The organism is Burkholderia sp. AU39826, assembly GCF_020419965.1.
GTDB classification, from domain to species: Bacteria; Pseudomonadota; Gammaproteobacteria; order Burkholderiales; family Burkholderiaceae; genus Burkholderia; species Burkholderia semiarida.
Genome location: NZ_JAIZQG010000004.1, coordinates 190,494 through 215,011 on the forward strand (window position 1 = coordinate 190,494; position 24,518 = coordinate 215,011).

The 24,518-nt window shown below is 67.0% G+C and carries 24 protein-coding genes and 3 pseudogenes; 11 read left to right on the forward strand and 16 right to left on the reverse strand.

The window, feature by feature from the left end; translation table 11 throughout:
• Together LGM42_RS11995 and LGM42_RS12000 are read left to right on the forward strand one after the other, a co-directional pair.
• Positions 1-597, forward strand: coding sequence for a chorismate--pyruvate lyase family protein (locus LGM42_RS11995; RefSeq protein ID WP_060312136.1), 597 nt, complete (start codon positions 1-3; stop codon positions 595-597).
• The gene (locus tag LGM42_RS12000) at positions 597-1,073 is read left to right on the forward strand and encodes a DNA-deoxyinosine glycosylase (protein ID WP_226232293.1); all 477 of its coding nucleotides are present in this window, start codon (positions 597-599) and stop codon (positions 1,071-1,073) included. Before LGM42_RS11995 ends, LGM42_RS12000 begins: the two co-directional genes overlap by 1 nt.
• A gap of 35 nt (positions 1,074-1,108) precedes the next feature.
• Here LGM42_RS12000 and LGM42_RS12005 read toward each other — a convergent pair whose 3' ends face one another.
• A complete protein-coding gene (locus LGM42_RS12005; RefSeq protein ID WP_034174483.1) occupies positions 1,109-1,537 on the reverse strand; it encodes a hypothetical protein in 429 nt (142 codons plus the stop codon).
• Entirely contained in the window at positions 1,521-2,114 is a 594-nt protein-coding gene (locus LGM42_RS12010; RefSeq protein WP_060311978.1) for a nucleotidyltransferase domain-containing protein, read from the reverse strand. Before LGM42_RS12010 ends, LGM42_RS12005 begins: the two co-directional genes overlap by 17 nt.
• Before the next feature lie 166 nt (positions 2,115-2,280).
• Here LGM42_RS12010 and LGM42_RS12015 point away from each other — a divergent pair.
• Positions 2,281-2,646 (forward strand): annotated as a pseudogene (locus LGM42_RS12015) (DNA-deoxyinosine glycosylase); the annotation flags it as partial.
• Positions 2,647-2,709: 63 nt separating this feature from the next.
• On the opposite strand, the gene LGM42_RS12020 reads toward LGM42_RS12015, so the two are convergent.
• The 3 genes and pseudogenes from LGM42_RS12020 to LGM42_RS12030 form a co-directional block, all read right to left on the reverse strand.
• Positions 2,710-3,033, reverse strand: coding sequence for a helix-turn-helix domain-containing protein (locus LGM42_RS12020; RefSeq protein WP_059583733.1), 324 nt, complete (start codon positions 3,031-3,033; stop codon positions 2,710-2,712).
• A pseudogene (locus LGM42_RS12025) lies at positions 3,030-3,391 on the reverse strand (type II toxin-antitoxin system RelE/ParE family toxin). Before LGM42_RS12025 ends, LGM42_RS12020 begins: the two are co-directional and overlap by 4 nt.
• A 316-nt stretch (positions 3,392-3,707) precedes the next feature.
• A complete protein-coding gene (locus LGM42_RS12030) occupies positions 3,708-3,893 on the reverse strand; it encodes a hypothetical protein (protein WP_226232331.1) in 186 nt (61 codons plus the stop codon).
• A gap of 148 nt (positions 3,894-4,041) precedes the next feature.
• On the opposite strand from LGM42_RS12030, the gene LGM42_RS12035 reads away from it, so the two are divergent.
• The 3 genes from LGM42_RS12035 (at position 4,042) to mctP (ending at position 6,947) form a co-directional block, all read left to right on the forward strand.
• Entirely contained in the window at positions 4,042-4,959 is a 918-nt protein-coding gene (locus LGM42_RS12035) for a spermidine synthase (RefSeq protein ID WP_226232294.1), read from the forward strand.
• A gap of 198 nt (positions 4,960-5,157) precedes the next feature.
• A complete protein-coding gene (locus LGM42_RS12040; protein ID WP_006490660.1) occupies positions 5,158-5,400 on the forward strand; it encodes a DUF3311 domain-containing protein in 243 nt (80 codons plus the stop codon).
• Positions 5,397-6,947 (forward strand): monocarboxylate uptake permease MctP, encoded by a 1,551-nt coding sequence (gene mctP, locus LGM42_RS12045; protein ID WP_059583724.1) that lies wholly within the window; start codon positions 5,397-5,399, stop codon positions 6,945-6,947. The genes LGM42_RS12040 and mctP overlap by 4 nt, the downstream gene beginning before the upstream one ends.
• A gap of 89 nt (positions 6,948-7,036) precedes the next feature.
• Here mctP and LGM42_RS12050 read toward each other — a convergent pair whose 3' ends face one another.
• The 5 genes from LGM42_RS12050 to LGM42_RS12070 all read right to left on the reverse strand — a co-directional run bounded on the left by LGM42_RS12050 (position 7,037) and on the right by LGM42_RS12070 (position 12,171).
• Positions 7,037-7,492, reverse strand: a complete 456-nt coding sequence (locus LGM42_RS12050) for a VOC family protein (RefSeq protein WP_226232295.1) — start codon at positions 7,490-7,492, stop codon at positions 7,037-7,039.
• Positions 7,493-7,737: 245 nt separating this feature from the next.
• A complete protein-coding gene (gene tal / locus LGM42_RS12055; RefSeq protein ID WP_059583766.1) occupies positions 7,738-8,691 on the reverse strand; it encodes a transaldolase in 954 nt (317 codons plus the stop codon).
• A 168-nt stretch (positions 8,692-8,859) separates the two neighbouring features.
• Entirely contained in the window at positions 8,860-10,071 is a 1,212-nt protein-coding gene (locus tag LGM42_RS12060) for a benzoate/H(+) symporter BenE family transporter (protein WP_226232296.1), read from the reverse strand.
• A 55-nt stretch (positions 10,072-10,126) separates the two neighbouring features.
• The gene (locus tag LGM42_RS12065) at positions 10,127-11,302 is read right to left on the reverse strand and encodes a vWA domain-containing protein (protein ID WP_226232297.1); all 1,176 of its coding nucleotides are present in this window, start codon (positions 11,300-11,302) and stop codon (positions 10,127-10,129) included.
• Positions 11,303-11,328: 26 nt separating this feature from the next.
• The gene (locus tag LGM42_RS12070) at positions 11,329-12,171 is read right to left on the reverse strand and encodes an AAA family ATPase (RefSeq protein ID WP_059646686.1); all 843 of its coding nucleotides are present in this window, start codon (positions 12,169-12,171) and stop codon (positions 11,329-11,331) included.
• 245 nt (positions 12,172-12,416) lie between these two features.
• Here LGM42_RS12070 and LGM42_RS12075 point away from each other — a divergent pair, with 245 nt between their 5' ends.
• Together LGM42_RS12075 and LGM42_RS12080 are read left to right on the forward strand one after the other, a co-directional pair.
• Entirely contained in the window at positions 12,417-12,776 is a 360-nt protein-coding gene (locus tag LGM42_RS12075; protein ID WP_006478192.1) for a c-type cytochrome, read from the forward strand.
• A 40-nt stretch (positions 12,777-12,816) separates the two neighbouring features.
• A complete protein-coding gene (locus LGM42_RS12080) occupies positions 12,817-13,176 on the forward strand; it encodes a c-type cytochrome (protein ID WP_006490657.1) in 360 nt (119 codons plus the stop codon).
• A 110-nt stretch (positions 13,177-13,286) separates the two neighbouring features.
• Here LGM42_RS12080 and LGM42_RS12085 read toward each other — a convergent pair whose 3' ends face one another.
• Positions 13,287-13,754, reverse strand: a complete 468-nt coding sequence (locus LGM42_RS12085; RefSeq protein ID WP_371090871.1) for a DUF1841 family protein — start codon at positions 13,752-13,754, stop codon at positions 13,287-13,289.
• A gap of 193 nt (positions 13,755-13,947) precedes the next feature.
• Between LGM42_RS12085 and LGM42_RS12090 the strand changes: the two genes are divergently transcribed.
• The gene (locus LGM42_RS12090; RefSeq protein ID WP_226232298.1) at positions 13,948-14,877 is read left to right on the forward strand and encodes a DMT family transporter; all 930 of its coding nucleotides are present in this window, start codon (positions 13,948-13,950) and stop codon (positions 14,875-14,877) included.
• Positions 14,878-14,980: 103 nt separating this feature from the next.
• Here LGM42_RS12090 and nth read toward each other — a convergent pair whose 3' ends face one another.
• On the reverse strand, positions 14,981-15,625 hold the full coding sequence (gene nth / locus LGM42_RS12095; RefSeq protein ID WP_006478196.1) for an endonuclease III: 645 nt from the start codon (positions 15,623-15,625) through the stop codon (positions 14,981-14,983).
• Positions 15,622-16,527 carry an electron transport complex subunit RsxB gene (gene rsxB / locus LGM42_RS12100; RefSeq protein WP_226232299.1) on the reverse strand — a complete coding sequence of 302 codons (906 nt, stop codon included), beginning with the start codon at positions 16,525-16,527 and terminating at the stop codon, positions 15,622-15,624. The genes nth and rsxB overlap by 4 nt, the downstream gene beginning before the upstream one ends.
• Before the next feature lie 263 nt (positions 16,528-16,790).
• Here rsxB and LGM42_RS12105 point away from each other — a divergent pair, with 263 nt between their 5' ends.
• Positions 16,791-17,423, forward strand: a complete 633-nt coding sequence (locus LGM42_RS12105) for a TetR family transcriptional regulator (protein ID WP_059583716.1) — start codon at positions 16,791-16,793, stop codon at positions 17,421-17,423.
• Between the two features lie 106 nt (positions 17,424-17,529).
• On the opposite strand, the gene LGM42_RS12110 is transcribed toward LGM42_RS12105, so the two are convergent.
• A complete protein-coding gene (locus LGM42_RS12110) occupies positions 17,530-19,023 on the reverse strand; it encodes a polyhydroxyalkanoate depolymerase (protein WP_226232300.1) in 1,494 nt (497 codons plus the stop codon).
• 212 nt (positions 19,024-19,235) lie between these two features.
• Positions 19,236-21,065, reverse strand: coding sequence for a glycoside hydrolase family 15 protein (locus tag LGM42_RS12115; protein ID WP_226232301.1), 1,830 nt, complete (start codon positions 21,063-21,065; stop codon positions 19,236-19,238).
• A gap of 166 nt (positions 21,066-21,231) precedes the next feature.
• On the opposite strand from LGM42_RS12115, the gene LGM42_RS12120 reads away from it, so the two are divergent.
• Positions 21,232-22,479, forward strand: a complete 1,248-nt coding sequence (locus LGM42_RS12120) for a lactonase family protein (RefSeq protein WP_226232302.1) — start codon at positions 21,232-21,234, stop codon at positions 22,477-22,479.
• Between the two features lie 121 nt (positions 22,480-22,600).
• Here the strand turns inward: LGM42_RS12120 and LGM42_RS33340 are convergent.
• Positions 22,601-24,112: pseudogene (locus tag LGM42_RS33340) on the reverse strand (DNA translocase FtsK); the annotation flags it as partial.
• Between the last annotated feature and the right edge of the window lie 406 nt (positions 24,113-24,518).

Here is a 24,518-nt window from a genome sequence, read left to right on the forward strand (position 1 = left end):
ATGCGATTCGACGGCGCGCAGGCCGGCTGGCGCGAGACGCCGCGGCCTGGCTGCACGCTCGACCAGCGCGACTGGCTGACGCGCGGCGGATCGCTGACCGCGCATCTCGCGCGGCTCGGCCGCGTGAACGTGCGCGTGACGCGCGAGGCCGTCGACCGTCCGTGGTTCGACGAGCCGGACGCGCTCGCCAGTTCGCCGCGCGCGCCGATGTGGGTGCGCGAGGTGATCCTGTCGGTCGACGGCACGCCGTACGTCGCCGCGCACAGCATCGCGCCGCTCGCGGCCAGCAAGGGTGTGTGGCAGGCCATGCGGCGGCTGCGCACGCGGCCGCTCGCGGAGCTGCTGTACAGCGATCCGCAGGTCGAGCGCTCGGCGCTCGTCAGCCGGCGCGTGATCGCCGGTCATCCGTTGTATGCGCTCGCGAGCCATGCATTGCAGGGTGCGCGCGCGCCGCATGCGTTTGTCGCGCGGCGCTCGGTGTTCCAGCGTCACGGCAAGCCGCTGATGGTGACCGAGTGCATGCTGCCGGCGCTGTGGCGCCATCTCGCCGCGCACGGCGACGGGCCGCGATCCGTCGGGCCGTACGGAGACGCGTGATGCTGCAAGGCTTTCCGCCGGTCGTCGCGGCGAATACGCACACGATGATCCTCGGCAGTTTTCCGGGCGAGGCGTCGCTCGACGCCGCGCAGTATTACGCGCATCCGCGCAACCAGTTCTGGCGGCTGCTCGGCGCGGTGCTCGGCGAACCGACGCTGCATGAACTGCCGTACGACGCGCGGCTCGAGCGCGTGCTGTCGCACCGCATCGGCATCTGGGACGTCCTCGATGCATGCCATCGGCAAGGCAGTCTCGATTCTGCGATCCGGAATGCGAAGCCGAACGACTTTGCGTCGTTGCGCGAGCATGCGCCGTTGCTGAAGAAGGTGTGTTTCAACGGGAAGACGGCGGGGCGCTTTGCCGACGTGATCGGGCAGGCAGGGTATGAAACGCTGGTGCTGCCTTCGTCGAGCCCGGCGAATGCGATGCTGTCGTTCGAGCAGAAGCTGGAGCAGTGGCGCGGGATTCGTCCCTGAAGCTCGTTGGATTCAGCGTATCCCGCGAAGCAGTATCAGGTGGACGGCAGCAGGTGGTCGAGTAGAGATACGGTTTCAATGAGTTCAGCAGTGAGCCGAACCAACTCGGCGGTCAGACTCGCTGGAAGATCTATGTTGCCCTCGTATTCGGCCGCATTGCGCCTGCGATGGCAGGTATCGAGCACGCGCCATTTTTCGGTCGGCCAGCCGATCGTGTGTTCGAGACACTGAAAGACCAGATATCGGTCGTCGCTCCGGTATCCGTGAGCCCGTAACGCGGCGCGTGATGCGGCGTGAGCGGCATCGTAGGCGAGGATGAACTGGCTCTCCGTTGCCATTCCGTTACTGCTTGTGACGGTATCGAGCAAGGTTCGAGCGAGGCCGAGCAGATGCTCGAATTCGCCGCGGTTCGCCGGAAGGGGTTTGAGTTTTCCGATGCGTACGAGGTTATCCAATGCGGTCAATGTCGTCCTCGGTTCCTATAATCATCAGCTTCGGCTGGCGCAGCACTTCCGCGAGGAACGGATGACTTTTGCGTTTCCGTTCGAGAAATTCCTCGTGAGTGTATTGTGTGATCTGGACCGAGCGGCCGAGCTGTCTTTCAGCCGATTCGAGTGCGGCCATGATTTGTCCATAGCTGAGCGTCTCACTGACCAACATAACATCGACGTCGCTACCGGCGTGGTCGCTGCCTTGGGCAACCGAACCGTATACAAAGGCGAATTGTATCTCTGAGGTCAGCGGTGACAGCGCTTCGCGGAGCACCTCGACGACCCCGAAGGTTTTGAGGATGATGAGACGCAGCTCGCTGAAAATGGGGCTGCCGGCGAACGCTCGCACCTGTTTGAGATTGGCGATGCGTCTGGTTTCGATGAGGCCACCTTTTTCGAGACGATTCAGTTCACGCTGGACGCTGGCACTACCGAGACTGGTCAGCCGGATCAACTCTTTGACGTGAAACCACTGTTCGGGCTGCCCAAACAGGCAGGCCAGAATGGGTTGCTGTGCACTGGAAAAGAGGGCGTCGCCGAGCTTTGTCATAAGCCGTGAGAATAGCACGATCGAGCCAGAATTTAGCACAATCGAGCCAAATTTTAGCTCGATGAGCGACCGTTTCGGCGGATCTAGATAGCAGGGATATCGCGAGACGTTGGTGATGGCCCACGGCGAGCCGTGATGGGCCAGATGTCAAATTGACCAAAATACCAACCAGTTCTGGCGGCTGCTCGGCGCGGTGCTCGGCGAACCGACGCTGCATGAACTGCCGTACGACGCGCGGCTCGAGCGCGTGCTTTTGCACGGCATCGGCATCTGGGACGTCCTCGATGCATGCCATCGCCAGGGCAGTCTGGATTCCGCGATCAGGAACGCGAAGCCGAACGACTTCGATTCGCTGCGCGAGCATGCGCCGTTGCTCAAGCGCGTGTGCTTCAACGGCAAGACGGCCGGGCGGTTCGCCGACGTGATCGGCCGGGCCGGGTACGAGACGCTCGTGCTGCCTTCTTCGAGCCCGGCGAATGCGATGCTGTCGTTCGAGCAGAAGCTCGAACACTGGCGCCGAATCGTGCTTTGATCGGCCGACGCTGCCGGTAGCCTGGACGGCCCGCGCATCGGAGCGATCGAAACGACGCTGTCGTCAGGTGGCGAATACGACTTCGATGTGCCCTTCGGCTTCCGACCGACGGTCGGGCCCGACGACGATCCGCACGTCGCGTCCGAGCTTCGCCAGGCATTCGAGCATCTTCATTTCGCTCACGCCGCGAAACTGTCCGCGCAGCATGTTCGACAGCTTCGGCTGAGGGACGCCGAGCAAGCGTGCCGCGTGCTGCTGCGTCCATTGGCGCGCCTTGATGATTTCCGCGATCTTCGCGGCGAGTTGGGCCTTCACCCTCATTTCATCGGCATCGCGCATGCCCAGGTCCGCGTAGACGTTCCCGCTGCCCTGTTCGATTTCGATCATCGCCTTTCTCCTGTTGCGTGTGCTTCGGCTGCTTTCAGACGCGCGCGGATCAGATCGCTGTCCGGCTTCGGTGTCGCGATGCCGCTCGGCGATTTCTTCTGGAAACAGTGCAGCACGTAGACGCTGTTTCCAAGCTTCACCGTGTAGACCGCGCGGTACGTGCCGTTGTCTTCCGATTCCACGATCTCCAGCACGCCGGCCGAGCCGAATCCCGCCAAGGGCTTGGCCTGATCGTGCTTGCGCCCTGTCTGCGCCAGATACAGCGCATAGCCGAACGTGTGCTGCACGGTTTCGGGCATGACCTTCAATCCTTGCGCGCCGAACCGAGCCAGTACAGCGGTTTGATGTATGGATCCATCGACGAATTTATCCCTATTTGGGTATATTTTTCAAGGGCCGCGCAGGCATTCGGCGCGGCCGTTCGAATGCGGTGTCAGGAGCGGGCAGGCGAGAAGTGGCCACCGACGGGCGGTGGCGGTTCAGCAATCGGATGCTGCCGACGGGAAATGCGATGTGAACTCCCTGCCGGGCGGCCGTTGCTTCACATTGTTGCGTCGCGTGGAGAGTCGAGACAATTCAGCCGTTCGACAGAGCGCCGTCGCGGCGCATCGATGACGGAAGGAAGGGCGTGGCTGACGAACCGCGACGCATGGGCTTGCGTGTCGCGTCGACGCTCAGTCGTCGTTGCCCCATCGCCAGCGGGGCTGCTCGCCCTTGAGCCAGCACACCGCAGTCAGCAGCGCGACCAGCACCACGAGGCAGGCGGCGTACACCACCGGCGACCGATGCGGCGGCACGAGCCAGGCACTCGCGATGACGCCGATCGCGATGGTCTCTTTTGCATCGCGATTGCGATACATTATCCCGTACGCCCATGTCGCCTGCAGGTCGCCCGAATGGCCAGTCGACCGACCGCTTTCGCCACCGGCGGCCCTGACCCCCACCAATGCTATCCTCTCGTCCGCTCATCCAGCGTCACCCAGCATCACCCAGCGAGATTCAACCATCATGACCCGACTGATCAAGCGTGCGTCCGCCGAGGCGCGCGCGTTCAAGCAACGCCAGCCGTCCGCGTACAACGGCTCCGAAAAACTCCAGCCGCCGCGCGTGAAGCGCCGCCCGGACATCGACGAACACGACGACGTGCCGGTGCTCGAAGCGCCGCGCAAGCCGCGCTTCGCGCCCGTTACGTTCTCCGAAGAAGGCGGCGTGCGCTTCCTGCACTTCGGCACCGAGTGGGTGCAGGGCGCGATGCGGATCTCGAAGCCGCTGCATATCGAGCTCGAATACGCGCAGCAGATGATGGCGTGGCTGCTGTTCCTCGAAACGCCCGAGCGGATCGTCCAGCTCGGGCTCGGCACCGGCGCGCTGACGAAGTTCGCGCATCGTTTCCTGCCGCACGCGAAGGTCGAGGCCGTCGAGCTGAACCCGGCCGTGATCGTCGCCGCGCGCACGATGTTCGCGCTGCCGCCCGACGACGCACGCCTCGTCGTGCACGAAGCCGACGCATGGGATTTCGTCAACGATGCGGCCAACCGCGGCACGACCGGCGCGATCCAGATCGACCTGTACGACGCGACCGCGCGCGGCCCCGTGCTCGACAGCGTCGCGTTCTACCGCGCGGTGCGCGGCTGTCTGGCCGATGCCGGCATCGCGACGATCAACCTGTTCGGCGATCACCCGAGCTTCGTGCGCAACATGAAGCACCTGAACGCGGCGTTCGATCACCGCGTGATCGCGCTGCCGGAAGTGCACGACGGCAACCGGATCGCGATCGCGTTCTCGGGCCCGGCGCTCGACGTGCCGTTCGCGCAGCTCGACGCCCGCGCGAAGCTGATCGAGGACGCGCTGAAGCTGCCCGCGCGCAAGTGGGTGAAAGCTTTGAAAGCCACGACCGGCGCACGCGACACGTCGTTCGCGATCTGACGCCGGAGGCACTGGCGCGGGCCGGTGCATCCACGCGACAAGGGGCGGATCACCTCGGGTTCGCCCCCGCTTGACCGCGTGCTCGCGGCTCCTATACTGGCGCGAAGCCAGGGGAGCCGCAGCCTACCCGTGTTGCCGCTCCTCTCGGCGCCGTACCCGCTCAACAAGATCGATAACCGGGATAGAAGAGGAGACGTCATGGCTCACGATGCCGACGCCAACCGGGCCGCCAAGCGCTGGCTCTGGCTGCTGGTGCTGCCGCTGATCGCGATGGTCTGGGTGCCGTCGTACAGCAAGATCGAACCGCAATGGCTCGGTTTTCCGTTTTTCTACTGGTACCAGTTGCTTTGGGTCTTCATCAGCGCGGTGATCACCGCGTTCGTGTACTTCAAGACCAAGAACGCGTGGAAGGCGAGCGGCACGCAAGGAGGTGCGCAATGAATCTCGGCGCGACTTTCGTCTTCGTCCTGCTGTTCATCGGCGTCACGATCATCGGTTTCCTGGCCGCGAACTGGCGGCGCGGCGATCTCGCCCATCTCGACGAATGGGGCCTCGGCGGACGCCGCTTCGGCACGATCGTCACGTGGTTCCTGCTCGGCGGCGATCTCTACACGGCCTATACGTTCGTCGCGGTGCCAGCGCTCGTGTTCGGCGCTGGCGCGATGGGCTTCTTCGCGCTGCCGTACACGATCCTGATCTATCCGTTCGCGTTCGTCGTGTTCCCGAAGCTGTGGAGCATCGCGAAGCGGCACGGCTACGTGACGGCCGCCGATTTCGTCAACGCGCGCTACGGCAGCCGGATGCTCGCGCTCGCGATCGCGGTGACGGGCATCGTCGCGACGATGCCGTACATCGCGCTGCAGCTCGTCGGCATCGAGGTGGTGATCGGCGCGCTCGGTTTCGACACGACCGGCTTCGTCGGCGACCTGCCGCTGATCATCGCGTTCGCGATCCTCGCCGCGTACACGTACACGTCGGGGCTGCGCGCGCCCGCGATGATCGCGATCGTGAAGGACGTACTGATCTACATCACGATCGCGGCCGCTGTCATCGTGATTCCCGCGAAGCTCGGCGGCTTCGGGCACATCTTTTCCGCGGTGCCGCCCGCGAAGCTGCTGCTGAAGGCGCCCGACGCGGCGAGCCTGAACGGCTACAGCGCGTACGCGACGCTCGCGGTCGGCTCGGCGCTCGCGCTGTTCCTGTATCCGCACTCGGTCACGGCGATCCTGTCGTCGTCGTCGGGCAACTCGATCCGCCGCAACATGGCGATGCTGCCCGCCTACTCGTTCGTGCTCGGCCTGCTCGCGCTGCTCGGCTACATGGCGCTCGCCTCCGGCGTGAAGGACATGCCGCAATACGCGCCGTACTTCAAGGCGTTCGGCCCGAACTTCGCGGTGCCCGCGCTGTTCCTCGAGTACTTCCCGTCGTGGTTCGTCGGCGTCGCGTTCGCGGCGATCGGCATCGGCGCGCTGGTGCCGGCGGCGATCATGTCGATCGCGGCCGCGAACCTGTACACGCGCAACATCCACCGCGAGTTCGTGAACCGCAACATGTCGCACGACCAGGAAACGCACGTCGCGAAGCTCGTGTCGCTGATCGTGAAGGTGGGCGCGGTGGCGTTCATCCTCGGGCTGCCGCTGACCTACGCGATCCAGCTGCAACTGCTCGGCGGGATCTGGATCATCCAGACGCTGCCGGCGATCGTGCTCGGCCTGTACACGCGCGTGCTCGACCATCGCGGGCTGCTCGCCGGCTGGGCGGCCGGCATCGTCTGCGGCACGTGGATGGCGATCTCGCTGAAGCTGGCGAGTTCGATCTTCACGATCCACCTGTTCGGCCTCGCGATTCCCGGCTACGCGGCCGTGTGGTCGCTGGTCGTGAACCTGGTGGTGTCGGTGGTCGTGAGCGTGCTGGTGCGCGCGATCGGCATGGCGCATGCGGAGGATCGCACGCGGCCGGAGGATTATCTCGACGTCGTCGAGGGTTGATGCGGGCCGAGCGCGGCGGCGTGCCGCGCTCGCGCCGCGCGGCAACGAAAACGCCCGCCACCGCGAGGTGGCGGGCGTTCGTTCCTGCGTCAGCCCTGTGCGCGTTTCGCGAGTTCCTCGCGCTGCGACAGGTCCTCGACGTTGACCATCCAGTGCACGCCGAAACGATCCTTCGCCATCCCGAAGCCGAGCGCCCAGAACGTCTTGCCGAATGGCATCGTCACTTCGCCGCCGTCGGCGAGCGCATTGAACAGCTTCTGGCCTTCGTCGACCGTCGCCGGGTTCAGCGACAGCGAGTAGCCGGCATGCGCGGCGCCGGCCGGCTGGCTGCCGTCTCCGTCCGAGCACATGATCATCGAGTCGCCGATCGTGAAGCTCGCGTGCATCACCTTGTCGGCCATCTCCGGCGACATCGGGTAATCGGGATTCGGCGGTGCGTCCTTGAAGTGCATCTTGAACACCGTCTTTGCGCCGAGTGCCTTTTCGTAGAACTGAAGGGCTTCGTCGGCACGACCGTAGAACGTCAGGTACGGTTGAACTTGCATCGTTGTCTCCTGTGGGCCGGGCAGGCAGATCGGCGCCGGCTCGGGTACTGCGGGGATTGACCGGGACGGGCGCGACGGGATGCGGCCGCCGCACTCGTGACGTGGATTGTAGTGCGCGTGCTCGACGATGGAATGAAAAATAAAAACGGCCGCGAACAGGCAGTTCGCGGCCGTTCGTCGTGCCTGTTGACGGCTGTTGTCAGTCTTGCTGACAGATCAACCGACACCCGTCACGCACGCGCGATTCAGCGCAGCGCGTCGATCAGCTTCTCGAGCTTCACCGCGTCGGCGGCGAACACGCGGATGCCTTCGGCGAGCTTTTCGGTCGCCATCGCTTCGTCGTTCAACTGGAAGCGGAACGATGCCTCGTCGATCGCGACGCGCTCGGACGGCTTGTCCTGCAGCGTGTCCGGCGACAGCTTGCGGGCGACCGTCTCGTTGCTCTCCTGCAGCTTCTGCAGCAAATCGGGACTGATCGTCAGCAGATCGCAGCCGGCGAGCTCGGTGATCTGGCTCGTCGTGCGGAAGCTCGCGCCCATCACTTCGGTCTTGTAGCCGAACGTCTTGTAGTACGTGTAGATGCGGCGCACCGATTGCACGCCCGGATCGTTCGCGCCGCCGTCCTTCGCTTCATTCCATTCCGCGCCGGCCTGCTTCTTGTACCAGTCGTAGATGCGGCCGACGAACGGCGAGATCAGTTGCGCGCCGGCTTCCGCGCACGCGGCGGCCTGCACGAGCGAGAAAAGCAGGGTCATGTTGCACTTGATCCCTTCCTTCTGCAGCACCTCGGCCGCGCGAATGCCTTCCCACGTCGATGCGAGCTTGATCAGGATGCGCTCGCGGCCGACGCCGGCCGCTTCGTACAGCTTGATGAGCTCGCGACCCTTGTCGATCGAGCGCTGCGTGTCGAACGACAGGCGTGCGTCGACCTCGGTCGACACGCGGCCCGGGATCAGCTTCAGGATTTCGGTGCCGAATGCGATCAGCAGGCGGTCGATGATGAAATCGGTGCTTTCGTTGCGGTGATCGCGGACGGTTTTCTCGAGGATCGGCTTGTACGCATCCTTCTGGACGGCCTTCAGAATCAGCGACGGGTTCGTGGTCGCGTCCTGCGGCTTGTATTGCGCAAGCTGCTGGAAGTCGCCCGTGTCGGCGACGACGGTCGTATACTGCTTCAGCTGGTCGAGTGCGGTAGTCATGGCGATTCGGAAGAAGAGCGCGGGGCGCCGGGTTCTCACGGGCCGCGCGAGCGCGGCGGCGAAGCGAAGCGGCGCCGGGCGCCGCTTCCGATCCATCATTTTAGGCCCGATTCGTGTCGGGCACGTTTTGGCGTGCCGGGCGCGCGCCGCGGCAGGCTGCGAGCCGCGTCACGCGGGGCGCCGCGCGTTCAGGATCACCTGCGTGACGACGCCCGCGACGAGCCCCCAGAACGCGGAGCCGATCGACAGCAGCGTGAGGCCCGAAGCCGTGACCATGAACGTGACGAGCGCCGCTTCGCGCTGCTTCACGTCCTGCATCGCGTTCGCGAGCCCGCTCATGATCGAGCCGAACAGCGCGAGCGCCGCGACCGACACGACGAGCGCCTTCGGCAGCGCCGCGAACAGCGCGGCGATCGTCGCGCCGAAGATCCCGGCGATCAGGTAGAACGTGCCGCACCACACGGCGGCCGTGTAGCGCTTCGCGTGATCCTCGTGCGCTTCGGGGCCCGTGCAGATGGCGGCCGTGATCGCCGCGAGGTTCACGCCGTGCGAGCCGAACGGCGCGAGCAGCAGCGACGCGAGGCCGGTCGTCGCGATCAGCGGCGACGACGGCGTCGAATAGCCGTCCGCGCGCAGCACCGCGATGCCCGGCACGTTCTGCGACGCCATCGCGACGACGAACAGCGGAATGCCGATGCTGACGATCGACGCGATCGAGAACGCGGGCATCGTGAACACGGGTTGCGCGAGCGCGATGTGGAAGCGGCTGAAGTCGAGCAGCCCGAGGCCGCCGGCCACGGCCGTGCCGACGATCAGCGTCGTCGGAATCGCATAGCGCGGCGCGAGCCGCTTCACGATCAGATAGGTGAAGAACATCGCGAGCACAAGCGCGGTCTGGAACTGCGCGGCGCGGAAGATCTCGATGCCGATCTCGAACAGGATGCCCGCGAGCAGCGCGGCCGCGATGCCGGCCGGAATCCGCTTCATCAGCGTGTCGAACAGCCCGCTCACGCCGACGGCCGTCAGCAGCAACGCGCACACGACGAACGCGCCGATCGCTTCGCGGTAGGGCACGCCGGGCAGCGACGCGATCAGCAGCGCGGCGCCGGGCGTCGACCACGCGACGACGACGGGCGCGCGAAAGCGCAGCGACAGGCCGATGGTCGTCAGCGCCATGCCGATCGACAGCGCCCAGATCCACGACGAGATCTGCGCGTCGGTGAGGTGGGCGGCGCGGCCGGCCTGGAACATCAGCACGAGCGAGCTCGTGTAGCCGGTCATCATCGCGACGAAGCCGGCGACGAGCGCGGACACGGACGTATCGGCGAAAAAGCGGCGGCCGCCGGCGCGGCTGGCGCTCGCGGTGGGCGAAAGGTTCATGCTCTCTCCGGGGCGGCCGCTCGGATGCGGCCTGGGTATCTGCGGGTGGGTGTCGTTACTTGCTGAGTGCGCGCATCGCGGTTTCGAGGCCCGCGAGCGTGAGCGGATACATGCGCTGGCCGAGCACGTCGCGAATGATCGAGACGGATTGGCGGTACTCCCATAGCCGCTCGGGCTCGGGGTTCAGCCATGCATGGTGGGGGAACTGGTCGGCGAGACGGCGCAGCCACACGGCGCCGGCTTCCGGGTTGTTGTATTCGACCGAGCCGCCGGGCTGCAGCACCTCGTACGGGCTCATCGTCGCGTCGCCGACGAAGATCAGCTTGTAGTCGGGCGTGAACTTGTGCAGCACGTCCCACGTCGCGGTGCGCTCCGAGTGACGGCGGCGATTGTTCTTCCACAGATGGTCGTACACGCAGTTGTGGAAGTAGAAGAATTCGAGGTGCTTGAATTCAGCCTTCGCGGCCGAGAACAGCTCTTCGGTGCGCTTGATGTGGTCGTCCATCGAGCCGCCGACGTCGAGCAGCATCAGCACCTTCACGTTGTTGTGGCGCTCGGGCACCATCCGCAGGTCGAGCCAGCCGGCGTTCGCGGCCGTGCTGCGGATCGTGCCGGGCAGGTCGAGCTCCTCGGCCGCGCCTTCGCGCGCGAAGCGGCGCAGCCGCCGCAGCGCGACCTTGATGTTGCGCGTGCCGATCTCGACCGAATCGTCGTAGTCGCGGTAGGCGCGCGCCTCCCACACCTTCACCGCGGTGCGGTTGCCGTTCGACGGGCCGCCGATGCGCACGCCTTCCGGGTTGTAGCCGCCGTGCCCGAACGGCGACGTGCCGCCCGTGCCGATCCACTTGTTGCCGCCTTCGTGGCGTTCCTTCTGCTCGTCGAGCAGCGCCTTCAAGCGCTCCATCAGCTTGTCGAGGCCGCCCATCGAGTCGATCTGCGCCTTCTCCTCCGGCGACAGCTCGCGCTCGAGGCGCTTCTCGAGCCAGTCGAGCGGGATGTCGAACGCCTCGGACGGCAACGCGGACACGCCGTGGAAATACGCGCCGAACGCCTGGTCGAACTTGTCGAAGTACTGCTCGTCCTTGACGAGCGTCATCCGCGCGAGGAAGTAGAACGCGTCGATCGACGGCGAGATCAGCCCGGCCTTCAGCGCTTCGAGCAGCGTCAGGTATTCCTTCACCGAGACGGGCAGCTTGGCTGCGCGCAGCGCGTAGAAGAAATTGAGCAGCATGGCCGGGCCTTCGCGGGTGAGGGGGATTACCGGTTGTGCCGGTTCATGTAGACGAGCCGTTCGAGCAGGCTCAGATCCTGCTCGTTCTTCAGCAGCGCGCCCGCGAGCGGCGGCACGATCTGCTTCGCGTCCGCGCCGCGCAGCGCGTCGGCCGGGATGTTCTCGGCGAGCAGCAGCTTCAGCCAGTCGAGCAGCTCGGACGTCGACGGCTTCTTTTTCAGGCCCGACACGCCGCGCAACTCGAAGAAGCTCTCGAGCGCCGCGCGCAGCAGTTCCTCGCGGATGTTCGGGAAGTGCACCGCGACGATCTTCTGCATCGTCGACGGGTCCGGAAACTGGATGTAGTGGAAGAAGCAGCGGCGCAGGAACGCGTCGGGCAGCTCCTTCTCGTTGTTCGACGTGATGATGACGAGCGGGCGGTGCTTCGCGCGGACCGTCTCGCGCGTCTCGTACACGTGGAATTCCATCCGGTCGAGCTCACGCAGCAGGTCGTTCGGGAATTCGATGTCGGCCTTGTCGATCTCGTCGATCAGCAGCACGCTCGGGCGCTCGGCGTCGAACGCCTGCCACAGCACGCCCTTGACGATGTAGTTCGCGATGTCCTTCACGCGCGCGTCGCCGAGCTGCGAATCGCGCAGCCGCGATACGGCGTCGTATTCGTACAGGCCCTGCTGCGCCTTGGTGGTCGACTTGATGTGCCACTGCAGCAGCGGCATGTCGAGCGCGGCGGCCACTTCCTCGGCGAGCATGGTCTTGCCGGTGCCGGGCTCGCCCTTGATCAGCAGCGGGCGTTGCAGCGTCAGCGCGGCATTGACCGCGAGCTTCAGATCGTCGGTGGCGACGTAGTGCGAGGACCCTTCGAAACGCATGGCGACGCTCTTCTTCATCGGGAAAAAAACCCAGTATAAGTCAGAAGGGCTGTGCGGGCGGGCCGCGCCCGCGTATCGTTGCGGGGCTGCGGCGGGGCGAGCCGGGGGCGCCGTATGGACGCGTTCCCCGCCGACGCGGTACAATCTGGCCGTTTTTTTTGGCCTGCGTGGCGACCGACAAGCAAAACGGCGCGGGCCGTTGCCGCTTCGGCGCCAGTTTCCCCTCAAGCTAGGTTACAAGAGCTATGAACAAATTCGTCGGCAAACACGTCGTTGTCGCAGCGCTCGTGGCGCTCGCGGGCAGCGCGCAGGCGGCCGGTGTGGTCGGCAACCCGAAGGACGGGGCGAGCAAGGCCGCCATGTGCATCGGTTGCCACGGCATCCAGGACTACCGCGCGGCGTACCCGGAGGTCTACCGGGTGCCTGTCCTCGGCGGCCAGAACCAGCAATACCTCGAGAACGCGCTGAAGGCCTACCGCAAGAAGGATCGTCACTTCCCGTCGATGAATGCGATCGCCGGCTCGCTGACCGACCAGGACATCGCGGATCTGTCGGCGTACTACGCCGCCCAGAAGGCCGACACGAAGGACAACCCCTACAAGTAAAGCGCGCGCCGCCGATCTCTCCGGCGGGACAGGAGCATTCATGAACAACGCATTCAAGACGGCGGCGGTTGCACTGGCGGCCGGCCTCGCGATCGGTACCGCCCACGCCGCGGACATCTCGAAGGGCAAGGAACTGGTCGAATCGCACAACTGCGCGGCCTGCCACGGCGCGCAACTGAACAAGCCGATCAACGCGGAGTACCCGCGTCTGGCCGGCCAGCACGCCGACTATCTCGTGTGGGCGATGCGCCAGTACCAGATGGGGCTGACGAACCCGCTGCTCGGTCGCAACAACGCGATCATGCAGGCGCAGGTCCAGAACCTGTCGGTCAGCGACATGAAGGACATCGCGTCCTACATCGAGTCGCTGAAGGAAACCGACCTCGTATTCAAGAAGTAAGCGCGACGGGCCTCACGGGCTCGCGCAGCAAGCATGCCCCGCCTCGGCGGGGTATTTTTTTGCCCGCTTCACGGGGCCGCCGGCGCGGGCCGGGGTGCCGGCCGGCGCACTTAGTCGCGCGACGCGCGGCGCAGGATGCGCTGCAGGTACGCGTCGGTATCGGGCGGTGTGTTCGTCCGCTGCGCCTCCCAGATCGTCTCGCCGAGGCATTCCATGATCGCGTGCTGCGCATCGTGGGTCGAGTCGAGCTTCGCGGCCAGCTTGTCGTGCGCGGCGCGGATGCCGGGCGGCTGGTCGATCGACAACTGCTCGCTGATCGCGAGGTGCATCGACAGGTGCAGGAACGGGTTCGTGCGGCCTTCCTCGGGCGTGTAGTTGCGCGCCGCCGCGCCGTCGGCGTCGGCCAGTTCGTCGTGGTATTCGGGATGCTCGACGATCCAGTCGGCTGCGATCGCTTCCAGCGGCGTCAGGATCTCGCCCGCGCGCTGCTTGCGCCAGGTCTCGGTGAAAAAGCGACGCACGTCGTCGCGGCTTGGATTGAACATGGTGGGGAAACGTCGTGATTCGGGCGGCGTCATGCCGCGTCGGGCATTGTACGCCGGCGCGGCGGACGGCGCTGGCGGTGGCCTCGGGCGGCTGGAGGCGGGCGGCACGGCGCGGGTCGTTGCGGCCGCCCGTCGCGCAACGGGTAAGCGCGGGCTAGGCTCGCCGCCGCCGCGCCGCTACACTCCGACGATTCCCGTCACGGCGCCTTGCTCGCCCGCTTTGACCATGACCGCCACCGTCCGCTCATCGTCCGCCGCCCTGCAGGGCGCGCTCTACGTCGCGTTGTCCGCCGCCGCGTTCGGCGCGATGGCGATTTTCGGCCGCTATGCGTACGCGGCCGGCGTCGACGTGCTCGGGCTGCTGATCGTGCGCTTCGCGATCGGCGGCGCGGTGCTCGCCGCCATCGCGCGGCAGCGCGGCGTCGCATGGCCGCGCGGCCGCGCGCTCTTGCCGCTCGTCGCGATGGGCGCGCTTGGCTACGTCGGGCAGTCGTTCTGCTATTTCAGCGCGCTGCAGCACGCGCAGGCGAGCCTCGTCGCGCTGCTGCTGTACCTGTATCCGGCGTTCGTCACGCTGCTGGCCGCGTGGTGGCTCGGCGAGCGGCTGACGCGCGCGAAGGCCGTCGCGCTGGTGCTGTGCGTCGCGGGTTCGGCGCTGATGGTCGGCGGCGGGCACGGCGAGCCGCTCGGGATCGCGCTCGCGCTGGCCGCCGCGGTGATCTACTCGCTGTACATCGTCGGCGGCACCAAGGCGACGCGCGGCGTCGATCCGCTCGCGACCACCGCGATCATCTGCCTGTCGGCCACCGCGATGCTCGTCGCGATCGCCGTCGTGCGAACGGCGGCGTTCGGCGCGCCGCCGCGGTGGCCCGCGACGGCCGGCGGCTGGGCATCGATGCTCGCGATCGCGCTGGTGTCGACGGTGGCGGCCATGCTCGCGTTCTTCGCCGGGCTCGAGCGGCTCGGGGCCGCGCGCACGTCGATGCTGTCGACGCTCGAACCGGTCGTGACGGTCGCGCTCGCGGCGCTGCTGTTCGGGGAAGCGTTGTCGCCGCTGCAGTGGGCGGGCGGTGTCGCGATCCTGGCGGCCGTGCTGGCGCTCGTGCGCGCGGGCGGCGCGGCCGCCGACGACGCGACGGCGACGTCCAACGCGTAGTCGGGAAGGGGGGCGCCGCCAACGCCGCGGCGGGGCCGGCCGGTTGTCGCGCGTGGCCCGGGCGGCCGGCGCGGCGCGTCGATACGTCAGCCGCGGCTGATGCTCACTCGTTGGGCGGTGGCGTCTTCGGCCGGAATTCGCACAGCGGTTCGATCGCGCAGTGCCAGCATTCGGGCCGGCGGGCCTTGCACACGTAGCGCCCGTGCAGGATCAGCCAGTGATGCGCATCCTGCAGGAATTCCTTCGGCGTGAACTTCTCGAGCGCGGCTTCGACGGCCCGCACGTCCTTGCCCGGCGCGAGCCCGGTGCGATTCGCGACGCGGAAGATATGCGTGTCGACCGCGATCGTCGGCTGGCCGAACGCGGTGTTCAGCACGACGTTCGCGGTCTTGCGGCCGACGCCCGGCAAGCCTTCGAGCGCTTCGCGATCGGCCGGCACCTCGCCGTCGTAGCGCTCGAGCAGGATCCGGCACGTCGCGACGACGTTCTTCGCCTTGGTGCGATAGAGGCCGATCGTCTTGATGTACTCGGTGACGCCTTCCTCGCCAAGCGCGACGATTTGTCGCGGGGTATTCGCGACCGGAAACATTTTCCGCATCGCCTTGTTGACCGACACGTCGGTCGCCTGCGCGGACAGCATCACGGCGATCAGCAGTTCGAACGGCGTCGAGTATTCGAGCTCGGTGGTCGGATGCGGATTGAGGCTCTGCAGCGTTTCGTAGATCGCGCGTCGTTTGCTGGCGTTCATGGAGCGTTCTGGTCGGGCGGCGTGGACGGGCCGTCCGGATCGTCGTTGCCTGCGTCGTTGTCGTGGTCGTCGCCGCCCGATGCCGCGTCGGCGTCGCACTGCGCCTGCTGTTCGGCGAGCCGCTTGCGGCGGGCCTCGGCCGCGTCGATCTGCGCCTGCACGGCCGCGCTCACGCCTTCGGTGTTCTTCGGCCCGGCGCCTTGCCCGGACAGTTCTTCCTTCTTCTTGCGCGCGCGTTCGAGCGCGGCGGCGATGATCGCGCGTTTCTTCGCTTCGGCGTCGTCGGCGGCCGGCGTGCCGGGCTGCGAACCAGGCTGCGCGGCCGATGGCTCCGCGGCCGGCTTCGCGGCGGTGGCCGCGCGGCGGGCCGCGGCGCGCGCTTCGGCGGCCTCGCGCTCGCGACGCTGGCGCGCGAGCCGCAGATCGTGGCGCTCGCGCGCGGCGTCGGCCTGCTCCTGCGACCACGCATCCCAGCCCGTGCGATCGCCGGTCACCGGCAGCATCGCGATGCAGTCGACCGGACACGGCGGCACGCACAGGTCGCAACCCGTGCACAGCGACGCGACGATCGTGTGCATCTGCTTCGGCGCGCCGACGATCGCGTCGACCGGGCACGCCTGCATGCACAGCGTGCAGCCGATGCACAGGTTTTCGTCGATGAACGCGACCGCGCGCGGATGTTCGCTGCCGTTCACGGGGTTCAGCGGAATCACCGGCTTGCCGAGCAGGCGCGCGAGGCGCGCGATGCCTTCGGCGCCGCCGGGCGGGCACTGGTTGTAGTTCGCGTCGCCGGCGGCGATCGCCTCGGCGTACGGACGGCAGCCGTTATAGCCGCACTTCGTGCATTGCGTCTGGGGAAGCAGATCTTCGATGCGATCCGCGAGTGTTTTGGAATCGGTCACGGTGACAACAGGCTGACAACGGGCGCCGCGGCGCCGAATGGCTCTCGGCCGCATCGGGCGCGGCCGGAAAGGTTTGCCAAAGCTCGATTATCGCCGATTTCCCGCATTGCGCTGGACGCCGTCTATGCGCATAATCGAACCGCTTTTTTGCAGGGGCTCAGCAGGAGGGTGGCCGCCCGCGGCGCGCCCGTTCCAGGGCGGCCGGCGCCGAGGCGGTGGGGGTGCCGGTCCGGATCAAGCGGCTCACATAGCAAAACGCCACCATGAATCAGCCAAAAATCAAAAGAGATCCTGAAGGTACGCGCCGCCGCATCCTGATGGCGGCTGCCGAAGAGTTCGCGAATGGAGGGCTGTTCGGCGCGCGCGTCGATCAGATCGCGCGCCGGGCCGAAACGAACGAGCGCATGCTCTATTACTACTTCGGCAGCAAGGAGCAGCTCTTCACCGCCGTGCTCGAACACGCGTTCTCCGCGCTGACGGAGGCCGAGCGCGTGCTGGATCTCGATGGCGTCGCGCCGGTCGAAGCCGTCACGCGGCTCGCGCATTTCGTGTGGGATTACTACCGCGACCATCCGGAACTGCTGAGGCTCATCAACAACGAGAACCTGCACGAAGCGCGCTATCTGCACAAGTCGACGCGGATCCGCGAGATGATGTCGCCGATCGTCGCGAAGCTCGGCAACGTGCTGATGCGCGGCCAGAAGGCCGGGCTGTTCCGCAGCGACGTCGATCCGCTGCGGTTCTACGTGACGCTGTCGGGGCTCGGCTACTACATCGTGTCGAACCGCTTCACGCTCGCCGCGACGCTCGGCCGCGACTTCACCGATACCGACGAGCGCGCGGAGATGGTCCGGATGAACACCGAGGTGCTGCTCGCGTATCTGCTGCGGCGCTGACGCGACGCATGGAGGAGCCGGTGCGCCGCTGGTTCGCGGCCGCGCCCGGATAAGAAAACGCCGCCGTGCGCAAGCTACGGCGGCGTTTTTGCGTCGGAGCGGTGTGTCAGGCGGCCTTGCGGGCTCGCATGGCTTTGGCGCGCGGGCTGCCTGCCGCGCGCTTCGCGGCCGGCGCGGCCTTGGCGGCGGGCGCGACCGTCACGGCCGGCGCCTTCGCGCGCGTGCCGCGCGTGCGTTTGGCGGCGGTGGCACGCACCGCCGTTTCCGGTTCCGGCTCCGCCTTGGCGGCCGGCACGACGCCGATCGCGGTCGCATCCTGCGCATCGACGGGCAACTTCGCCGCGCCGTTCTTCGGCTCCGGCGCATGCTCGCGGATGAAGTCGCGCAGTTGCGGGTAGATGATCGTGCGCCAGCGGCGGCCCGAGAAGATCCCGTAGTGGCCGCACTTCTCGGCGGTCAGGCTGCGGCGATCGTCTTGCGGGATGCCCGTGCACAGCTCGTGCGCGACGTGCGTCTGGCCGCTGCCCGAGATGTCGTCGAGTTCGCCCTCGATCGTCATCAGTGCGGTGTGCTTGATGTCCTGCGGCCGCACGCGCTCGCCCTCGACGTCCCACGTGCCTTCCGCGAGCCGGAATTCCTGGAACACGACGCGGATCGTCTCGAGGTAATACTCGGCGGCCATGTCGAGCACCGCGTTGTACTCGTCGTAGAAGCGGCGGTGCGCTTCGGCGTCGTCCTCGTCGCCGCGCAGCAGGCTCTGGTAGAAATCCCAATGCGATTGCGCGTGCCGCTCCGGGTTCATCGCGACGAAGCCCGTGTGCTGAAGGAAGCCCGGATAGACCTGGCGGCCTTCGCCCGGATAGTTCGCGGGCACCGTGTGGATCACGTTGTTCTCGAACCACGAGGTCGAGTGCTGTGTCGCGAGCGAGTTCACGGAAGTGGGGCTGCGGCGCGCGTCGATCGGGCCGCCCATCATCGTCATCGTGAGCGGCGTGTCCTCGCCGCGGCTCGCCATCAGCGAAATCGCCGCGAGCACCGGCACCGTCGGCTGGCATACCGAGATCACGTGCAGGTTGCGCGCGCCGATGTGACGGATGAATTCCTGGATGTACGCGATGTAGTCGTGCAGGTGGAACGGGCCGACCTCGACCGGCACCATCCGCGCGTCGATCCAGTCGGTGATGTAGACCTTGTGATCCTGCAGCAGCGTGCGCACCGTGTCGCGCAGCAGCGTCGAGTGGTGGCCCGACAGCGGCGCGCAGACCAGCACGACCGGTTCGTCCTTCAGTTGCGTGACGGCGTCGGCGTCGTCCGAATAGCGCTTGAAGCGCAACAACCGGCAGAACGGCTTCTCGATGATCGTCTGCTCGACGATCGGGATGTTGTGGCCGTCCTTGACGATCTGGTGAATGTTGAATTCCGGCTTTTCGTAGTCCTTGCCGAGCCGATACATCAGCTCATAGGCGGCCGCCATCCGCGGTGCGCCGGGCATCAGCGAGAACGGGCTCGACGGATTCGCGAACGACTTCGACGCGGCCTGGGCCCAGGCCGTGAGCGGGCTCAGCATGGCCCGCTGGAATTCGTGCAATTGGTAAAGCATGCAGACTACTCCCGCGTGGGGGACGGTGCGCAAGGGCGGCGTGGGGCGTCGCGGCGTGCCGTGTGGGTCAGCGACCGGCCATGTTGCAATGCAGCCGGACAATCGTGTCGATCATATCGGACAACGATCGGTGTTGCAATGCAACATTTCCTCGGGTTTTCATCAAAGTTTTGCGAATTGACGATCTCTGAACAAGGCTTCCCGGCCGCCGCTCAGCGGCCGGTGGCCACGGCCGGCGCGGGCTGGCCGGCCGCGCGCGCCATCGCGTCTTCGTGGTGCATCAGGTTCATCGCGGTATGCACGAGCGCCACGTGCGAGAACGCCTGCGGGAAGTTGCCGACGAGCCGGCCGGCCACCGGGTCGTATTCCTCCGCGAGCAGCCCGAGGTCGTTCGACAGCGCGAGCAGCCGGCTGAACAGCCGATGCGCGTCGTCGATCCGGCCGAGCAGCGCGTAGCTGTCGACCAGCCAGAAGCTGCACGCGAGAAACGTGCCTTCGCCGGGCGGCAGGCCGTCGTCGTATTCGGTCGTGCGGTAGCGCATCACGAGCCCGTCGTGCAGCAATTCCCGTTCGATCGCATCGACCGTGCCGACGATGCGCGGATCTTCCGGCGGCAGGAAGCCGAGCTGCGGCAGCAGCAGCACGCTCGCGTCGAGCTCGTCGCTGCCGTAGCTCTGCGCGAACGCCTGCTTGCCTTCGTGCCAGGCGTTCGCGCAGACGTCCGCGTGGATGCGCTCGCGCAGCGCGCGCCAGCGGTCGAGCGAGCCGGGCAGCCGGAACATTTCCGCCGACTTGATCGCGCGGTCGAACGCGACCCACGCCATCACCTTCGAGAACGTGAAATGGCGGCGGCCGCCGCGCGTTTCCCAGATCCCTTCGTCGGGCTCCTGCCAGATCTTCTCGAGATGGTCGAGCAGCGCGCACTGCACGGACCAGACCGTGTCGTCGGCCTGCAGGCCGCCCACGCGCGCGAGGTGCAGGGCGGCCATCACCTCGCCGAACACGTCGAGCTGGAGCTGGTTCGCGGCGCCGTTGCCGATGCGTACCGGCAGCGAATCCTGGTAGCCGGGCAGCCAGTCGAGCTCCATTTCCGGCAGCCGGCGCTCGCCGGCGATCCCGTACATGATCTGGATCTGCTCGGGCGAGCCGGCCATCACGCGGCCGAGCCACGTGCGCCACGCGCGCGCCTCGTCGTAGTAGCCGCCGCGCATCAGCGCGAGCAGCGTGATCGTCGCGTCGCGCAGCCAGCAGTAGCGGTAGTCCCAGTTGCGGTTGCCGCCGATCTTCTCGGGCAGCGACGTGGTCGGCGCGGCGACGATGCCGCCGGTCGGCTCGTACGCGAGCGCCTTCAGCGTGATCAGCGAGCGGCGCACGGCGGCCGCGTAGCGGCCCTGCACCTGGCAGCGGCCGGACCATTCGAGCCAGTAGTTCTCCGTGCGCGCGAGCATCGACAGCGGGTCGCGCGCGGGCGGCAGCCGCATGTGCGACGCCGCGTAGCCGAGCGAGAACGGCACGCGCTCGTCGGCGCGGACCGTGAATTCCGCGAGCGTATGGAGGTTCTTGCCGGTGAGCGACACCGGCGTGCGCAGCACGACGGTATCGGGGCCGGCGATGGCCTTCATGCCGTCCTCGCGGGTCAGTTGCGTGACCCACGGAATCGAGAAACCGTAGTCGAAGCGCAACACGAGCTCCATGCGCATCTTCATCGTGCCGTGGCGGCCGACGACGATCCGCACCAGTTCGGACCAGCCATTGCCGGGCGGCATGAAGTCGATCACGGTGACGGCGCCGTCGGCGCTTTCGTAATCGGTTTCGAGAATCAGCGTGTCGCCGCGGTAGCGGCGTGTCGTGTGCGTGATCGCGGCGTCGGCGGCCGGAGCAAGCAGCCAGCGGCCGTGCTCGGGTGTGCCGAGCAGCGCCGCGAAGCAGGCGCCCGAATCGAAGCGGGGCCAGCACAGCCAGTCGACGGAGCCGTCTTTTGCGATCAGCGCGGCCGTGTGGCCGTCGCCGACGAGGGCGTAGTCTTCGATCAGGGCGGGCATGGGCAGGCGATCCTTGGGTATTCGAATTCACAATGCGGACGTCGGCGGCCCGGACTTCACGCCCGGGCGCCGCGCCCCGTATACTCGGCCGGGCGGCGGAGCGCATGAACGGCCGGCGTTTCGTCCTATCTCAACACTTGAAGCGACTCGATGCAAGGAGGATTCAATGCCCAACCGTTTACGGGAGCGTGACGCACGCGCTTCGACACGAGGGTTCCCGCTTAGGTTCGCTCACTGGATGAAAGGTTTCGCGATCGTGCTTTCCCTGTCCGCGACCCATGCATTCGCGCAGCAATCGTCCGCCCCGGCCGACGGCGTCTACAACCTGCTCGTCGGCACCTATACGGGCGGCGGCAGCGACGGGATCTACGTTTACCGCTTCGACACCAGGACGGGCAGCGTCGCGCCGGTGTCGTCGGCGAAGACCGTGAATCCGTCGTATCTGTTGCCGAGCCGCGACGGTCGCACCGTCTACGCGGTCAACGAGCTGCCCGGCGACGACGGGCCCGCGACGCAGCGCGGCGGCGTCAGCGCGTTCCGCTTCGACGCGAAGACGGGCGCGCTCAGCTTCATCGACCGCGTATCGTCGGAGGGGAACGACCCTTGCTATCTCGCGCTGTCGCCGGACGGCAAGTACCTCGTCACCGCCAACTACTCGGTTGCAGCCGACCCGGGCGGCAGCTTCGCGGTGTTTCCGCTGCGCGACGACGGCGGGGCCGGCCAGGCCGTGCTGACCGTCCACCACGAAGGCACCGGGCCCGTGAAGGGCCGCCAGGACGGCGCGCACGTGCATTCGACGGTGTTTTCGCCGGACGGCCGCTACCTGTTCGTGCAGGATCTCGGCGCCGACAAGATCTACGGCTACCGCTACACGGTGGACGGCAGCCGCGGGTTGATCAGCCCGACCGACACGCGCTACACGCCGGTGAAGGCCGGCTCGGGCCCGCGTCACATGGTGTTCGGCGCCGACGGCCGCTTCGCGTACGTGACGAGCGAGCTCAACGCGTCGGTCGAGGTGTTCGGCTATCACGACGGCAAGCTGACGCCGGTCCAGACGGTGCCGATGACGGCGCCGGGCTTCAAGGGCAAGGTCGGCGGCGGCGCGATCCACCTGTCGCCGGACGGGCGCTTCCTGTACGTGAGCAACCGCGGCGACGCGAACGACCTCGTGATCTACGCGGTGAACAGGGCCGACGGCCGGCTCAAGCACGTCGGCCGCCAGTCGAGCCTCGGCAAGACGCCGCGCGAGTTCCTGATCGATCCGACCGGCAAGTGGCTGATCGTCGGCAACCAGGACAGCGACACGTTCTATGTGTTCAGCCGCGATGTCGAAACGGGGCAGCTCGGCGCGAATCCGCAGAAGGTCGCGGTCGGCAAGCCGGTCGACTTCAAGCTGGTGCCGGTCGAGCAGTAAATCCCGGTCGATTCCCGGCCGATGCAAGAAGGGCGCTGCCGATGCAGCGCCCTTCGTATTTGGGGCAGCCGCTTGCGCGGCGCGCCCGTATCGATGAATCGCGGCCGGCGGGCCGCCGGCCTCAGTCGGCCGCGGCCGGCACGAGCACCTCGCGGCTGCCGTTGATGCCCATCGCCGATACGAGGCCCGCCGTTTCCATCTGCTCGACGAGGCGCGCCGCGCGGTTGTAGCCGATGCGCAATTGCCGCTGCACCGACGAGATCGACGCGCGCCGCGTGCGCACGACGAACGCGACGGCTTCGTCGTACAGCGGATCGGCTTCCGCATCCGGCGCGTCGCCGAACAGGTCCTGCGTCGCGCCGTCGGCGGCCGGGCCGTCGAGGATGCCTTCTTCGTACTGCGGCTCGCCGAACTGCTTCAGATACTCGACGATCCGGTGCACTTCCTCGTCGGCGACGAACGCGCCGTGCACGCGCTGCGGATAACCGGTGCCCGGCGGCAGGAACAGCATGTCGCCCATCCCGAGCAGCGACTCCGCGCCCATCTGGTCGAGGATCGTGCGCGAATCGATCTTCGACGATACCTGGAACGCGACGCGCGTCGGGATGTTCGCCTTGATGAGGCCGGTGATCACGTCGACCGACGGACGCTGCGTCGCGAGGATCAGGTGGATGCCGGCCGCGCGCGCCTTCTGCGCGAGGCGGGCGATCAGTTCCTCGATCTTCTTGCCGGCGACCATCATCAGGTCGGCCAGTTCGTCGATCACGACGACGATCAGCGGCAGCGTCGACAGCGGCTCCGGATCGTCGGGCGTCAGCGAGAACGGGTTGCCGATCTTCTTTTCCTTCGCTTGCGCGTCGCGGATCTTCTGGTTGAAGCCCGCGAGGTTGCGCACGCCGACGGCCGACATCAGCCGGTAGCGTTTCTCCATTTCGCCGACGCACCAGTTCAGCGCGTTCGCCGCGAGCTTCATGTCGGTGACGACCGGCGCGAGCAGGTGCGGGATGCCTTCGTAGACCGACAGTTCGAGCATCTTCGGGTCGATCATGATGAGCCGCACGTCTTCCGGCGTCGCCTTGTACAGCAGCGACAGGATCATCGCGTTGATCGCGACCGACTTGCCCGAACCCGTCGTGCCGGCCACCAGCATGTGCGGCGCCTTCGCGAGATCGGTGACGACCGGGTGGCCGGTGATGTCCTTGCCCATCGCGATCGTCAGTTGCGACGGCGAATGCTGGTACTGGCGCGATTCGAGAATCTCCGACAGGCGGATCATCTGGCGCTTCGCGTTCGGCAGTTCGAGGCCCATGCAGGTCTTGCCGGGGATCGTCTCGACGACGCGGATCGACGTGAGGCCGAGGCCGCGCGACAGGTCCTTCATCAACCCGACGATCTGGCTGCCGCGCACGCCGAGCGCGGGTTCGATCTCGAAGCGCGTGATCACGGGGCCGGCCGATGCGCCGACCACCGTCACCGGCACCTTGAATTCCTGCAGCCGCTGTTCGATCACCTGCGCGGTTTGCGCGAGGTGTTCCTCGGTGATCGTTTCGACGTCGTCGGACGCAGGCTCGAGCAGGTCGAGCGTCGGCAGTTCGACGTTGAACGACGCGGGTGCGTGGAATTCGAACGCGTTCGGGCGCGGCTGACGGGCGGCGGCCGGGGCCGGTTCGGTGGCCTCGGTCGCCTGGGTGGCCGGTGCGCCGATCGGTGCGACAGTGGGCGGTGTCGGCGCGGAAACGATGGCCGCCGACGGATGCGGGAGGCTCGCGCCGGGGAGGGCCGTTGCCGGCGCTGCCGTGATCGGCGCCTCGGTCACGTCGTGCGACATGGACCAGCCCGACGACGTGGCGGCAGCGGCGGGCGGTGTCGTGAACGTCCGCGTTGCGACCGTGGCAGGGTCGAACGCGATCGACGGGGCCTGCGTCGCGGCGGGCGCATCGATCGACATCAGCGGTCCGGTTGCGGCGGCAGGCAAGCCCGTGACCGGGTGAGCCGGCGTGGCGGCTAGCGCGGCTGTCGGCGCGATCGCGCTGAAGGAT